The following is a 13,617-nucleotide window of genomic DNA, read 5'->3' on the forward strand; positions in this document are numbered from 1 at the left end:
CGGCCGCTGCCACGGGCGCATCCGGTTTGACTCCCAAACGCTCGGTTGGGGGCGTCAACGGTCGTAAGGCGGCATCGAGCGGTCGCCGTTCGGTCGACCAAACCGACGGCTCGAGGACAAATTCGCCCCAAGGGCGCTCCATCCGTAGCGGCATGGCGTGCCAACCTTTACAGTTCCTCGATGCATCCGACTTCCGCCAGTGATCAGCGTTGATTCATCGATTCCGGCCCGCTGGCTCGGCGCAGCACGGCTGACGGCCGGCTCGTTTCTGCTGTGCGCAATCGCGGCCGGGCTGCTCTTCTGGGCCGCTCCCGCACTCGAGACGCTGCCTCGCCTGTTCGTCTTCGTCGAATGTGTCGGCATGGTGTTCATCTCGTGCATCGCGGTGCTTGGCCGCTCGGAACGGCTGCTGCGAATGCAGGCGCTGCCCCGTTGGTTTCTCACCGGCGCGATCGCCATCCCCACGGGGTACTTTGGAGGTCACCTGATCGCGCTCCTGATCCTGGACGAACCGATCAGCCGCGTGGTGGGTCATGGACGCGACTACATGGTGGCGTTCGCATTCGGTCTGGTGCTGGCCGCGTTCGTCCTCTACGCCGCTGCGGCGCGTGACCAGCTTGCCAAAGAGGCGATCGCGCGATCCGATGCCCAGCGCCTTGCCACCGAATCGGAACTGCGGCTGCTGCGCGCCCAGCTCGAGCCCCACATGTTGTTCAACACGCTGGCGAATCTGCGCTCCCTCGTCGACGAAGACCCGCGACAGGCCGAGCGCATGATCGACCAGCTGATCGTCTACCTACGGAGCACGCATGCAGCTTCGCGCGATGAAGTGACGACACTGCAGTCGGAGTTCTCCCAGTTGAAGGCGTACCTCGACGTCATGTCCTTGCGCATGGGCCCCAGGCTGACCTATCGGCTCGACTTGCCCGCCGAACTGGAGCGGACCGCCATTCCGCCGATGCTGTTGCAGCCGTTGGTCGAGAATGCCATCAAGCACGGCCTGGAACCGAAGTTGGGCGCAGGGAGCATCGAAGTGCTGGCACGGTCGATCGAAGGGAGCATCGAAGTCGCGGTAGACGATTCCGGTCTGGGCTTGCCGCCGCAACAGCCCACTTTGAGTGGCGATGATGCGGGCGAGGTTTGCGGCTCCGGACTGAAGAATGTGCGTGACCGCCTCCAGGCCCTCTATGGCTTGCGTGCGTCCCTGACTCTGCAAACTCGATCACCATGCGGCGTTCACGCGGTTGTGAGGATTCCGTCGTGAACGCATGGCGCGCCGTGATTGCCGAAGATGAACCGGTGTTGTCGAGAACGCTGCAGCGATTGCTGTTCGAAGCCTGGCCCGAGCTGAAGATCGCGGGCGTTGCCGACGATGGCATGAAGGCGATCGAACTCGCCCAGACGCTGATGCCCGATGTGATGTTCCTGGACATCAAGATGCCGGGCAAGACAGGCCTGGACGTCGCAGAGGCTGTCGCTGACGAGTGGCCCGACGACAAGGCTGAACCGCTCTTCGTCTTCATCACCGCGTATGACAATTTCGCGATCTCGGCATTCGAGCATGCGGCGATGGACTACATGCTCAAGCCGGCGACGCTTGAACGCTTGGAGGTCTGCGTGCAACGGCTGAAGCAAAGGTTGCACGAGCGCGCCCGGATACCAGCTGCCGGTGGCATGGCGGCCCTGATGCAGCGCGTCCAGTCGATCACGGATGCGGCTGACGCACCCGAGAAGATCAAGATCATCCGCGCCGGCGTCGGCAACACCGTGCGGATGATCCCGGTCTCGGAGGTGATCTGCCTGGAAGCCGCCGAGAAATACGTCAATGTTGTCACGGCCGATGGCGAGGCGCTGGTGCGCATGAGCCTGCGCGATCTCGTGTCGCGGCTCGACGCTGCCGACTTCACGCAGGTGCATCGCGGCGTGCTGGTCAACACGCACTGCATCGTGAGCGCCACGCGCGACGAGAACGGGCGCTACAGCCTGTGCGTGCGGGGCCTCCAGAGATCTCTCAAGGTCAGCCGGGCGTTCGGGCACCTGTTCCGCGCCATGTAGTGGTGGCAGAACCGGCAACGGACTATCTTCGTCACGCGCCTAGGCGGTTGCGTCGCGCAGCACCCGGAGCTGTTCATGGCTTTGCTGCGCGCTTGCGGCCTGGCGCTCGACCAAGTCGCGGGCGTCGGGTGGCAGATTTCGCTGCATCGCCTCGCGGTAGAGCGCGACGGCTGCCTCTTCGCCACGTTCACAGTCTTCAAGCAGCGACAACTCACTGTTCGCGCCGATCGCTCCTTTCACCCGGACCCACCCCCGATGGATGGTCGCCCCGGTCGTACCACACTCGATGGGAGTTCCACCGTGGCGCCGTATCATTCGCTCCAACTCATCGCAGGCCTCGTGGTACTGCGAAGCGCGCCGGTTGAACGACTGCCTCAGGCTTGATGCAGAAGGCACCTCTCGGGCGCAGGTGCGAAAGCCGTATTCGCTGTCGCGCGCGTGTTCGAGCAGTTCGCTCAACACATCGACCGCCTGCTCATCGGCGGGCACATCGGCAAAAGGAACGCGATCAGCACAAGCTTGGTCGGCGCGACCCAAAACGCTGCCATTGGCCATGATTTGCTCCTTGGTGTTGCTTGACGCGGAACAGAAATAAAACCGCCGGGGCCGCCGCGGCGCAGCCTTGCGAACTATGGTCGCGCGCCTCAGGGCTTCCGGCGTCGTCTGCTAGTGACGAGGCTTGTAGGGGTTGGCCGAATCCGCAACAGCGGCAGGCGGAGCGCCATTACATGACTCGCTCGACCATCCGGGCGAAGCATCTGCACTATCCCGCGCAAGCCGTCGGCGATCACCGGCGCGGACGTTTTCCTACTGCAAGGGTCGTTTTTTCCCTTCGCCGATCGAGGTGATGCTGGCTACCGTGACGGCATACCCACCACCGAGGAAGTCACATGAAAAGCATCATCCTTTGGCTATGCGGCGTGCCCATTGGCGTCATCATCTTGTTGAAGGTATTCGGGGTCTTTTGAGAGCGACGAGGGCGATTGCCCTTCTACAAAGGCGTTTCAGTTCGCCGGCCCCATGACGCGTCACGTGCTGTTCGGGCGCGGCTCACAGGCCGTCAGAGGGCAGATCCGGCAAGGCCTACGACACGTTCGCGGCGGCCTGAGCAACTGGCCAATACCTTTCGCTCGCCCCTAAGTGACCGGTTTCGGCCGGCATTCAGGACCGCCCCGGGCCCCTTAGCCAGCAACCCGGAGGAGTGCGAATTTGTGGTCACATACGGCTCGGGCGTCGAGGACGTAAGCTGCGTCGGTAGCATGCTCGCGTTTGATGGGGACGCGCCGCGAACTGTGTTGAGCACCTATCGGGCTTTGAGGTGTGACGAACAGATACCGGTCAGCGTGCTTCCCATTGTCGATACCGGCTTCGGTGACTACGTGTGCCTAGACTACCGGCTTGGCCATGTTCCGACCATTGCCTACTTTGCTCATGGAAAGTCAGGGGAGGATTCATTGCTGCCCCTGGCAATCACATTCACGGCTTTCCTAGTCGCAAATAACTAGGTGCGTCTCGTCGCATGAATCTTTCGAGAGCAGATAAGTGGGCCAATCGCAATGCCGCGGTACGTCGATTTTCGCTAAGCGCTTAGCCGCCCGGCGCGGCGTTCATCTTGGCCAGGCTTACGCCGGCGCTTGATCTTCTCGACGTTGCCGACGCGCCATGAAGCGCCGTGTCGCAGGACGTCCACGGGAAACACGCAACTAAGCGTGCTCCCTTGAGATGCCAGTGACCGTCACGGGGGACGGGCCGCGAGCGGCGCGTTTGAAGATCGAGGGAGAGACACCGGTGTGCTCCTTGAAGAAGCGCGAGAAGTTACCCGGCGCAGAGAAGCCGAGGTCTAGCGCGACGTCGGTCAACGCGCTGCCTTCCGCTACGCGCCGCATGGCCTCTTCAACCCGCACGCCACTCCAGAACACCTGCGGCGTGGTGTCGAGTTGATCTCGGAAAAGCGCGAAGAAGTGACCACGCGACAGTCCGACCTTCGCTGCAATTTCATCTATGGTGATGACTTCAGAAACATGCTCGCGCATGTGGGCGATGGCGGCCCTGAGCCGGTAGTCAAGCGTTACGCCCACGGCTACAGAGTGTGGTTCTGCACCGCCGGCGGTGGACGCTGCGATAGCGGCCTCCAACAATCGCTCGACCTCGTCGTCGATGGCGGAGCGCGAGTTGCTGGCGGAGATGATCAAGTCCAGCACGCGCCAGCATGACCGCCGCATCGCAGATGTGATGGGCACGTTAGGCGACGGAAATCTAAAGTTGCGTCCAGTTGCAGCTCCCAGCTCATCCAGCCAATCCTTTGAAATCATGAATACGAGAAAGAGGCTGGTGCCGCTGCCTTCCATAACCATGTCGTGCGCCTGAAATTCATTGACACCTAGCGCAACGTTCTCGCTGTATCGAACGACGTGGGCTCCCACATTTGCGATCGCTCGGGTACCCCCAAGCCACAGAGCTAGCTGCGTTTCGGAATGAGCATGTGACACCAGATTGGCGCGCGATTCAAGAACGATCGCTGTGCCAAAGGCGCCCTCATGCAGCGCGTAGGCTTCTGGCATCTTGCAAGTCCTTCAAACGTGGGGGCACCGCGATTGTTTGCCTGCCAGAGCCGGAATGGCGGTCGATTCGGGAAAGTCCCTAGCCCGCACCTGACTCCCTGATACGCCGCCAGATTCCTCGATAAGCGCCAAGTGCCCTGAGTTCATAAAGTTGCTCATCGCCGCGACGCCGTGCTCGGAGTCGCAAATCATCGAACACAACTCACAGGAGTACCCCAGACATGCGAATCGCAACCTACCTGGCCGAAGGGCGTCGCCAAACCGGCCTTGTGTCCGCCGACGGAAGCACGATCACCCCCTTCATCCTTACGCCGGAGCAGGCAGAAAAAGGTGCGCTGAGCTTGATCGAAGCCTTGGCCGAAGGCGGCAAGTTGCCGCCCACGAACGGTGCTGTTGTCAAGGTAGCAGATGTAGACCTCGACGCGCCATTGCCCAAGCCGCGGCGCAACGTGTGGTGCGTCGGTCGCAACTACCACGCGCATGCCAAGGAACTGTCGTCATCCGTCTTCAAGGATAGCGCTGCCAAAACCGACGAATGGCCCATCGTATTCACCAAGGTACCCGAATGCGTCGTCGGACCGCATGACGACGTCTTCGTGCCCAGTGAAATCTCGCAGCAGATCGACTACGAAGCCGAGTTGGCGGTGGTGATTGGCAAGGGCGGGACGAACATCACGCGTGCGGACGCGATGGATCATGTCTTCGGCTACACGATCGTCAACGACGTGACGGCGCGCGACGTGCAAGTACGCCATGGCCAATGGGACTTGGGAAAGTCCTTCGACACCTTCTGCCCGATGGGCCCGTGGGTCGTCACTGCCGACGAGCTCGATGGCACCAAGACGCGCGTTCGCTGCTGGGTCAATGGCGAGCTGCGTCAAGACGGGCCGACCGAGAACATGATCTTCGACATCCCGGCGCTGATCGAAACCATCTCGCGGGGCATCACGCTCTATCCGGGGACGTAATCGCCACCGGCACACCGGCCGGCGTCGGCATGGGGATGACGCCGCCGCGCTACCTGAAAGCGGGCGATGTTGTCCGAGTCGAGATCGAAGGCCTCGGCGCCATTGAGAACAAATTTGTCTGAGGAACGCCATGACGACTCAATGCATCAATGGACTGGCCGTGGAAATCGACGGCGAAGGCGAGGCACTGCTGTGCATCCACGGGCTCGGTGGATCCTCGAACACCTGGACGCCGTTGCTGGCGGCGCTGTCAGGGTTCAAAGTCATCCGACCCGACTTGCCTGGCAGCGCACGGTCGGCACTCCTGCAGCAACCACTTTCCATCGAGCGTTACGTTGCGGCGCTGGACGGACTGCTGGGGAGCCTCAAGATCGAATCTGTGCACGTCATGGCGTACTCTCTCGGCACCATCGTCGCGCAGCATTTGACGGTGAGCCACCCGGACAAGGTCAAGTCGCTCGCGCTATTCGGCCCCCTGGTCGCGCCGCCGGAAGCTGCGCGGCCGAACATCACCGCCCGGGCTGCATTGGCGCGCAGCGGTGCAGCGGCGATGCAAGAGATAGCCGATGCAATAGTCAAGGGCGCGACCAGCAAGGAGACGAAGGACCAGCAACCTGCAGTCCTTGCGCTGGTCCGAGAGAGCGTGATGCGGCAGTCGCCCGAGGGCTATGCGCAAAGCTGCGAAGCCTTAGCCAGTGCGCAGTCTGCAGCCATCGAGCAGATTGAAGTACCGGCGCTGCTCGTCACCGGTGACCAAGACGGCGTAGCGCCGCCGGTCAATGTGTCGGCGATGGCCTCTCGCATCCCTGGATCCCGCCATGTTGTGTTCGACAACTGTGGCCACTGGACGACCTTCGAAAAGCCGCAACGCTGCATGCAGGAACTCGAACAGTTTTATGCATCGCTGAAGCTGACTTCTTAAACCCATTGCCGGCGTTTCGCCGGAGGAGACAAGCATGACACGCATCGCATTCACCAATGTGCGCATCTTCGACGGCACGGGCGAAGACACCTATCTGGGCGACGTCCTCGTCGAGGGCAAGCGCATCGTCGAGGTGACTCGCGCACCCAAACGCGTGAGTACCGATGACGCGCGCGTCATCGAAGGTAGAGGCCGCTTCCTGATGCCCGGCATGACCGAGGCGCACACACATTTCTCGTGGAACGATCAGCCGTCACTGGCAGCGATCCAGTTCATGCCGCCTGAGGAGCACATGCTGTGGTGCGTGCGCGTGGCCAAACGCTATCTCGACATGGGTTGGACGTCGGCAGTCGGCGCAGCCGCTGCCAAGCCGCGGCTCGACGTGGTGCTGCGCAACGCAATTGTTGCGGGCGAGTTCCCGGGTCCGCGCTACCTCGCAGGGAGCCAGGAGATCACGACGATCGGCGCGCTCGGTGACAACACCTTGCCGCACATGAATTTTGAGGAACTGAGCTTCGGAAGTGTGTGCAGCGGGCCTGAAGAGATCCGTAGGTCCGCCCGCACCTTCATCAAGTACGGCGTCGATCACCTGAAGATCAACCTGTCGGGCGAATACATCGCGGGCTTGCCGGCCGAGATGTCGCCGTTTGCTGAAGAAGAGATCGCGATGCTCGCGCAGGAAGCCAAGCGCTTCGGCAAACGCATGGCGGCCCATGCGCGCTCAAGCGAATCAGTTAAGCAGTGCGTTCGGCACGGCATCGAGATGGTCTACCACGCGAGCTTCGCGGATGAAGAAGCGCTCGACATGTTGGAGGCCGCGAAGGACAAACACTTCGTCGCGCCAGGCATCGGCTGGCTCATTCGTACTACGTACAACGCGGCGGAGTACGGCATCACCGATGCCGTCGCGACGCAGATGGGCTACAAGCGCGAGTTGGAGATTGCATCTCAGTCGCTACGCAAGATGCACCAACGCGGAATTCGCATCCTGCCAGGGGGCGACTACGGCTTTGCCTGGATGCCGCACGGCACCAATGCCAACGACCTGCAGTACTTCGTCGATTACATCGGGATGACGCCGAAGGAAGCCTTGCTCGCAGCAACGAAGCTGGGTGGCCAGATCATGATGCGCCCTGACGAACTGGGCCAACTGAAGGCCGGCTATTTGGCCGACATCGTGCTTGTTGACGGCGACCCGCTTCAGAACCTCGCCCTGATGACCGATCCGGCCAAGATCCAGCTCGTGATGAAGGATGGCGTGATCCACAAGGACTGCGCAACTCCCGTTCCGGCTGAGGCGGCATTGCACCTCGAGGGGGCCAACTCCCCTCTGCAGGAAGAAGGCGTGCGAGAGGCAATCGCGGAGATGCACTGATTCAGTGAACGATCACCGCTATTAGCGTGCAACCTGCGCAACGTAGCTCCTGATCCAGCGGCGGCGGAAGGCTCTTTCGACGCCCATCGAGGGTGGCCTTCGTGCGTGATCGCATCAGACAGATGGTTGGCGATCTCCACTACCAGCGCGCTCTGGATCCGCACTTCGCCTTCTCAGTGTTCCCAACCGCCAGTGTGCGTGCTTGTCATGCACGAGGTACGTTTCCTCAAGGCCGAAGGACTCAATCGGAGGTTGCTTCCTCGCGAGCGTCTCACCACCAGGAGACGTGAACTCATCATCGACGTACTTGCCGGTCCCGACCCCTGCCGGATCAATGCGACGACGCAAGCGACGACCTTCTAGGAAATAGGAGTCAATGGATGCCGTCCGCAGACGCTTCGACCTTGCGTCTGTGCACTGCGGATATCGACGCGACGTTGGCACTCCATATCCAGATTAATTTGTGAGTACGCGCCGAGTCGCCATCCGTGACTACGAGCCGTGATTCACTACATGCGTGGCAAATTCGCTGAGCCGCTGGTTGTGTGCGGCATCGCAGTCCGCGTGGTCCTGAGCCTGGCTTCAACACGAGCACCGCTCAGCCAGAACGCCAACCGCGACTTCGCGTGAACGTGCAAGACCAAATCCGCGCGCGGCTCCAGCACGACTGCACGCCTGAAGCTGCGTTCATACGGGGCGTATACCTCCATAGCCAATCGATCCTATAGCTTCGCCAGGAAGGCGCCAGCAGAGCCTTCGTCGTGCATCGATAGATGCGTTCGGCGGCCTTAGCAGATGAGCTTCGCGTGACCGTGCGGTTGTCTAGGGAAAGTACCGACGCACCATGCGGACTGTTCGATAAATCAGCCGACTGACTGAGAAGCGCATACGACGACGCGTTCCTATAGTTGGGCCACGTTGTCCCAGCTGCCCGCGCTTCGGAACAGCCGAGGCTTCCACCTCGTCTCGCATTCCTCGACGACGGGGCAGCAGCGGGACGCCACGCATTCACAGGAGCAATCAAGATGCGCAACTCGACATTCAATAGGTGGGGCCAAAGGCAACTGCGTTCCGTACCGGAGGACTGCACGGACGCGCTGTTCGCCGGCAAGGGAGAGCAACCTTGAAGCTCTATCTGCTCGTCGCCATGAACGGCTTGACCGTGGCGGCCCTCTACTTCCTCGTAGCAAGCGGCTTCTCGCTGATTTTCGGATTGCTGCGATCGGTCAACATGGCCCACGGTGCGCTTTACCTGCTCGGTGGCTATGTCGGCTACGAGATCGCCGCAGTCAGCGGCTCTTGGGTCGCCGGCTTGATTGGTGCATCGATCGCCGCGGCAATCGTCGGAGCGGTGCTTCATCAGTTTCTGCTCCGCTCCCTGGAAGGCGACGAGCTACGCCAGGCACTGGTAACCATTGGGTTTGGAGTGGTGATCAGCGACCTGCTTCTGGCCCGCTATGGGGGCGCCACGGTTTTGTTCGAACCACCTGAAGCCATCTTCGGTAGCACGGCCCTACCGCTCGTGGGGGCCTACCCCACCATTCGACTCTTCGTGATGGGCTTTGCATGCGCCGTCGGCGGAGCACTCTGGTGGATCATTCACCATACACGCCTCGGCATGCTGATACGCGCGGGAGTCGACGATCAGCGGATCGTGTCGGCGATGGGATTCAACATTGGACGAACGATGTTGCTGGTATTCGCGCTCGGAGCAGCTCTCGCCGGCGCTGCTGGTGTGGTGGGAGGCAGCGCGCTGTCGATCGCTCCAGGTGAGGATGCCCGTGCGCTCTTGTCGTCGCTCGTGGTGGTGATCGTGGGCGGCATGGGCAGCCTGGTGGGAGCTGCCGTAGGGGAACTTCTTATCGGGATGGCGGAGCAGTTCGGACTGGCGCTGTTTCCGAACTACGCGATGCTGCTCACTTTCCTGCTCATGGTTGGGGTCCTTGCGGTTCGGCCGGCAGGACTGTTCGGGAGAAGCGCATGAGCCGATATCTGACGCCCGTCATCACAAGCGTTGCAGCGCTCGCGTTCTTCGTCGTTTTCGCGCTCTTTGCGGGAGATTTTTGGGTATCCACTGTGGCAACCCGCGCGATGATCATTGGCATCACTGCGTTGAGCCTCACCATGCTTGTATCAATGACCGGCTTGGTGTCATTCGCTCAAGCGGCTGTCGCAGCTGTTGCCGGATACACAGTAGCCCTGCTTTCGGTCAACACCTCAGGAATGGGTATCGCGCTCCCATTGCCGGTAGCCGTGATTGCGGCCCTGGCGGCTGGGTCGCTTGCGGGATTGCTTGTCGGATTCATCGCCCTCCGAAGCGCCGGCATCTATCTGCTGATGATCACGCTCGCGCTTTCGATGTCGTGGTTTTATTTCGTCTCACAGAACACGACTGTTTTCAATGGCTTTGACGGTGTCAATGGAGTTCGCCCGCCCCAAGCGTTCGGAATCGATTTCTCCAACAAGAAGGCATTCTTCGCTTTGACCGTTGCGTGCTCTGCTGCATGCATCGCCTTCTGTGGATGGCTTGAGCGCACGCCATTGGGCTCTGCGTTTCACGGGTTGCGCAATGCGCCGCAACGCATGGCGGCGCTTGGACACGATACGGCACGTTTGCGTCTGGTCGCCTTCACCATGTCCGGCTTGATTGCCTCCGTCGGAGGTACGTTGAACGTTTGGTACTCGGGTCAGGTGTCGCCCGGCTCGACAGACATTCATGCCGCCGTTGCGTTGTTGATCGTCGCGGTCGTCGGCGGCATGCGCAGGTCGATGGGTGCTTTCGTGGGCGCGATCTTCTTCGTGCTCCTCGAGAACTTTGCTGCGCTGCTCGTTGGCCGTGACCGGTTCAACCTGGTCATCGGCGCGGCCTTTGTGCTGATTGTTTTCTGCTTGCCGGGCGGCCTCATCAGCTTGTCTCGCCTGCCATCACTTCGATTTTCTTTCCTGGGCCGACATGCGCCCACGCCACTTGTTCAGACCACTAAGGAGACATCATGACCTCGCGCACCTCTATCAAATCTCGCGCCGCCGCTGCCGCGCTGGCCGCTGCTTGCTTTGCGCTCTGTTCCCAGGCAAGGGCCCAGAGCGCAGAGACGGGGCCCATCCGGATCGGAGTTCTCGCCACACTTGAGGGACCATTCGCTCAGGCAGGACAGGACGGCATCCGCGGTGCGGAGTTAGCGCTCGAAGAGTTCAAAGCCGGAATAGGCGGCCGCAAGGTTGAGCTGATCAAGGAATCCACCAACGGTAAGCCGGACGTTGCCGTTGCCAAGGCGCGCAAGCTGATCGAACTGGATAAAGTCGATGTGGTCATCGGGCCACTGTCGGGTGGGGAGGGTCTTGCCGTCAAGGAATATGCCAAGACGGTGCCAACGAAAACGTTCGTCAACGGCACATCGGGAGCCCAGGACACGACCCTGCGGGATCCGGCTCCCAACTTTTTCCGCTTCAGCACAGATGGCGCGCAGTGGCAGGCTGGACTCGGTAGCTATGCGATCGACGTCAAGGGGTGGAAGCGGGTGGCAGTCGTCGCAGAGGACTACTCGTTTCCCTACTCTCAAGTGATGGGCTTCCAGCAGGAGTTCTGCGCTAAGGGAGGAAAGATTACCCAGAAGAACTGGGTTCCGATGGGTACCAAGGACTACACCTCGGTCATCGCCAAGCTTCCTCAGGACGTCGACGCTATCTATGTGCTTCTCGGCGGTTCTGATGCCGTCAACTTCTTCACCCAGTACTACCAGAGTGGCGGAAAGGCATCCATCATCGGCGGAAGTGTCACCGTGGATCAGAACGTGCTCAGTACAACGGGTGCGTTCCGCAAGAATTTGGTCGGCGCGATCGCAGCCGGTCCGACTGCCGATTCGAATCCCGATCCGAAGTGGGTTGAGTTCAGCGATCGCTATCGCAAGGCTTTCCCGGCAGCATTCCCGTCGCCATCTCTCTTTGCTCACGGCTATTACGTCGGTACCAAAGCCGCTCTCACGGGGCTGCAGCAGGTCAACGGGGACACATCGGGCAACCAGACGAATTATCAGAAGACACTGGCAGGTCTGCGGATGGAAACGCCCACAGGCGCGGTAACGCTCGACGAGAACCGTCAAGCCGTCGCGGATATTTTCGTCACGGAAGTCGCTCAGGGATCGGATGGCAAGCTGTACAACAAGCTCGTCAAGACCGCGAAAGGCGTCAATCAGACCTTGGGCCGCCCGCGTACGGAGTTTCTTGCGCTCGGCGCTGCCGGTCGCGACAACCCTGTTTGCAAGTCACCATCATGAGGTCCGACGACAAAGCGGCCCTGCTGGAAATCGACAAAGTCTGCGTCCAGTTTGGTGCCGTGCGTGCGGTGAGCGATGTCTCCTTGCGGATCCTGCGGGTGGGCGGCATGCGCTGCTTGGCACCAATGGGGCCGGAAAGTCGACACTCTTCAACGCCATATGCGGGACGGTGCCGGTCAGCGCCGGAGACGTCCGTTTTCAGGGGATCCGGCTCGCGCACCTGGCCGTGCATGCGCGCGCCAGGCTGGGAATCGGCCGCACCTTCCAAACGTCACTGTGTTTTGGTGATCGCAGCGTGGCAGACAACCTGCGGGTGGCACTGGCCGGTCGCGCCGGCCCTAGATTTGGCTTGAACGCCTGGCCGACATACGGCGCAATAGGCGAGCGGCTGGAGAACGTGTTGGAGCGTTTTGCGTTGAAGCCCGTATCGGAACTGCCGGTCGGGTCCCTGTCCTATGGGCAGCAACGCGAAGTAGAAATCGCCATGGCCTTAGCGGCCGAACCCACACTCTTGCTCCTCGATGAGCCTGCCGCCGGCATGTCGCCGTCCGGGCGAGTTGAACTGCTGGGCCGGCTTCGCGCGTTGCCGCGGTCAGTCACGCTGCTCTTCGTAGAGCACGATATGGATGTGGCATTGGCCCTTGCCGACGAGGTAACGGTCATGCGTGATGGCCAAGTGGTGGCGTCGGGTACACCCGAACAAATCCGGTCGAACGAGCTTGTCAGGGAGATGTATCTTGGCGCAGAACACTAGTGCGTTGACCATCAGAGGTCTCCATGTCCGGCGGGGATCACTCGAGGTGCTTCATGGGGTTGATCTGACAGTTGAACCCGGCAAGCCCGTGGCACTCTTGGGGCGCAATGGCGCCGGCAAGTCGACGCTGTGCGAGGCGCTTCTCGGGTTGATGCAGATTACTGCGGGTTACATCGATTTCGGCGGAGTCGAGCTGGCCGGATTGCCTCCACAACATATCGCGGCGCAAGGGATCACGATCGTTCCTCAAGGCCGCAGAGTCTTCCGCTCACTCACCGTCGACGAACATCTTCGGCTCATGGACGGACTCAAGCCCGGGCCGTGGTCAAGGGAACGCGTCTATCGCGCTTTTCCGCGACTGGCGGAACGAAAGAGGAACTTCGGCAACCAGCTCTCTGGCGGAGAGCAACAGATGCTGGCTATCGCGCGCGCGCTCATGACAAACCCCCGGCTCATCGTACTGGATGAACCGTCCGAAGGACTGGCGCCGGCAATCGTCGACGACCTGCTGAAGACGTTATCGCAACTCGATAGCGACGGGGTGTCGATCCTTCTGGTGGAACAGAACATGCGGGTGGGTTTGCGCGCGGCTGAGCGCATAGCCGTCATGTCTGCGGGAGTGATCACACTCACAACGGATGCAGATACGTTGAAAGGCGACGTGGCGCTGCAGCAGCGGGCACTAGGTCTTGCGACAGCATGACAGGC

Annotated in this window: 12 protein-coding genes and 1 pseudogene; 11 read left to right on the forward strand and 2 right to left on the reverse strand. The window is 61.2% G+C overall.

What is annotated here, in order from left to right:
• Positions 1–199 precede the first annotated feature (199 nt).
• Positions 200–1,264 carry a sensor histidine kinase gene (locus M0765_RS27515; protein ID WP_258507598.1) on the forward strand — a complete coding sequence of 355 codons (1,065 nt, stop codon included), beginning with the start codon at positions 200–202 and terminating at the stop codon, positions 1,262–1,264.
• Positions 1,261–2,055, forward strand: coding sequence for a LytR/AlgR family response regulator transcription factor (locus M0765_RS27520; RefSeq protein ID WP_258507600.1), 795 nt, complete (start codon positions 1,261–1,263; stop codon positions 2,053–2,055). The genes M0765_RS27515 and M0765_RS27520 overlap by 4 nt, the downstream gene beginning before the upstream one ends.
• A gap of 39 nt (positions 2,056–2,094) precedes the next feature.
• Here M0765_RS27520 and M0765_RS27525 read toward each other — a convergent pair whose 3' ends face one another.
• Positions 2,095–2,610 (reverse strand): ferritin-like domain-containing protein, encoded by a 516-nt coding sequence (locus M0765_RS27525; protein ID WP_258507601.1) that lies wholly within the window; start codon positions 2,608–2,610, stop codon positions 2,095–2,097.
• Positions 2,611–3,314: 704 nt separating this feature from the next.
• Here M0765_RS27525 and M0765_RS29600 point away from each other — a divergent pair.
• Positions 3,315–3,560 carry an SMI1/KNR4 family protein gene (locus M0765_RS29600; RefSeq protein ID WP_446751616.1) on the forward strand — a complete coding sequence of 82 codons (246 nt, stop codon included), beginning with the start codon at positions 3,315–3,317 and terminating at the stop codon, positions 3,558–3,560.
• 198 nt (positions 3,561–3,758) lie between these two features.
• Here the strand turns inward: M0765_RS29600 and M0765_RS27530 are convergent, their stop codons facing one another.
• A complete protein-coding gene (locus tag M0765_RS27530; RefSeq protein WP_258507603.1) occupies positions 3,759–4,616 on the reverse strand; it encodes a helix-turn-helix domain-containing protein in 858 nt (285 codons plus the stop codon).
• Positions 4,617–4,837: 221 nt separating this feature from the next.
• Here M0765_RS27530 and M0765_RS27535 point away from each other — a divergent pair.
• The 8 genes and pseudogenes from M0765_RS27535 (at position 4,838) to M0765_RS27570 (ending at position 13,612) form a co-directional block, all read left to right on the forward strand.
• Positions 4,838–5,706: pseudogene (locus M0765_RS27535) on the forward strand (fumarylacetoacetate hydrolase family protein).
• 8 nt (positions 5,707–5,714) lie between these two features.
• On the forward strand, positions 5,715–6,506 hold the full coding sequence (locus tag M0765_RS27540; RefSeq protein WP_258507605.1) for an alpha/beta fold hydrolase: 792 nt from the start codon (positions 5,715–5,717) through the stop codon (positions 6,504–6,506).
• A gap of 34 nt (positions 6,507–6,540) precedes the next feature.
• Positions 6,541–7,881, forward strand: a complete 1,341-nt coding sequence (locus M0765_RS27545; RefSeq protein ID WP_258507607.1) for a metal-dependent hydrolase family protein — start codon at positions 6,541–6,543, stop codon at positions 7,879–7,881.
• Between the two features lie 1,123 nt (positions 7,882–9,004).
• On the forward strand, positions 9,005–9,865 hold the full coding sequence (locus M0765_RS27550) for a branched-chain amino acid ABC transporter permease (RefSeq protein ID WP_258507608.1): 861 nt from the start codon (positions 9,005–9,007) through the stop codon (positions 9,863–9,865).
• Positions 9,862–10,878, forward strand: a complete 1,017-nt coding sequence (locus tag M0765_RS27555; protein WP_258507610.1) for a branched-chain amino acid ABC transporter permease — start codon at positions 9,862–9,864, stop codon at positions 10,876–10,878. The genes M0765_RS27550 and M0765_RS27555 overlap by 4 nt, the downstream gene beginning before the upstream one ends.
• Positions 10,875–12,155, forward strand: coding sequence for an ABC transporter substrate-binding protein (locus tag M0765_RS27560; protein ID WP_258507612.1), 1,281 nt, complete (start codon positions 10,875–10,877; stop codon positions 12,153–12,155). Before M0765_RS27555 ends, M0765_RS27560 begins: the two co-directional genes overlap by 4 nt.
• Positions 12,103–12,909: an ABC transporter ATP-binding protein gene (locus M0765_RS27565; protein WP_258507614.1), complete on the forward strand. Its 807-nt coding sequence runs from the start codon at positions 12,103–12,105 to the stop codon at positions 12,907–12,909. The genes M0765_RS27560 and M0765_RS27565 overlap by 53 nt, the downstream gene beginning before the upstream one ends.
• Positions 12,893–13,612, forward strand: a complete 720-nt coding sequence (locus M0765_RS27570) for an ABC transporter ATP-binding protein (protein WP_258507617.1) — start codon at positions 12,893–12,895, stop codon at positions 13,610–13,612. Before M0765_RS27565 ends, M0765_RS27570 begins: the two co-directional genes overlap by 17 nt.
• The last annotated feature ends 5 nt before the right edge of the window (positions 13,613–13,617 follow it).

It is taken from the genome of Variovorax sp. S12S4 (assembly GCF_023195515.1).
Taxonomy (GTDB): Bacteria; Pseudomonadota; Gammaproteobacteria; order Burkholderiales; family Burkholderiaceae_C; genus Variovorax.

What these genes read in the sequence shown, in the direction of transcription:
- M0765_RS27525 (WP_258507601.1), bottom strand. Translation starts at nt 2,610, where the DNA reads ATGGCCAATGGCAGCGTTTTGGGTCGCGCCGACCAAGCTTGTGCTGAT.
- M0765_RS29600 (WP_446751616.1), top strand. Translation starts at nt 3,315, where the DNA reads ATGCTCGCGTTTGATGGGGACGCGCCGCGAACTGTGTTGAGCACCTAT.
- M0765_RS27530 (WP_258507603.1), bottom strand. Translation starts at nt 4,616, where the DNA reads ATGCCAGAAGCCTACGCGCTGCATGAGGGCGCCTTTGGCACAGCGATC.
- M0765_RS27540 (WP_258507605.1), top strand. Translation starts at nt 5,715, where the DNA reads ATGACGACTCAATGCATCAATGGACTGGCCGTGGAAATCGACGGCGAA.
- M0765_RS27545 (WP_258507607.1), top strand. Translation starts at nt 6,541, where the DNA reads ATGACACGCATCGCATTCACCAATGTGCGCATCTTCGACGGCACGGGC.
- M0765_RS27555 (WP_258507610.1), top strand. Translation starts at nt 9,862, where the DNA reads ATGAGCCGATATCTGACGCCCGTCATCACAAGCGTTGCAGCGCTCGCG.
- M0765_RS27560 (WP_258507612.1), top strand. Translation starts at nt 10,875, where the DNA reads ATGACCTCGCGCACCTCTATCAAATCTCGCGCCGCCGCTGCCGCGCTG.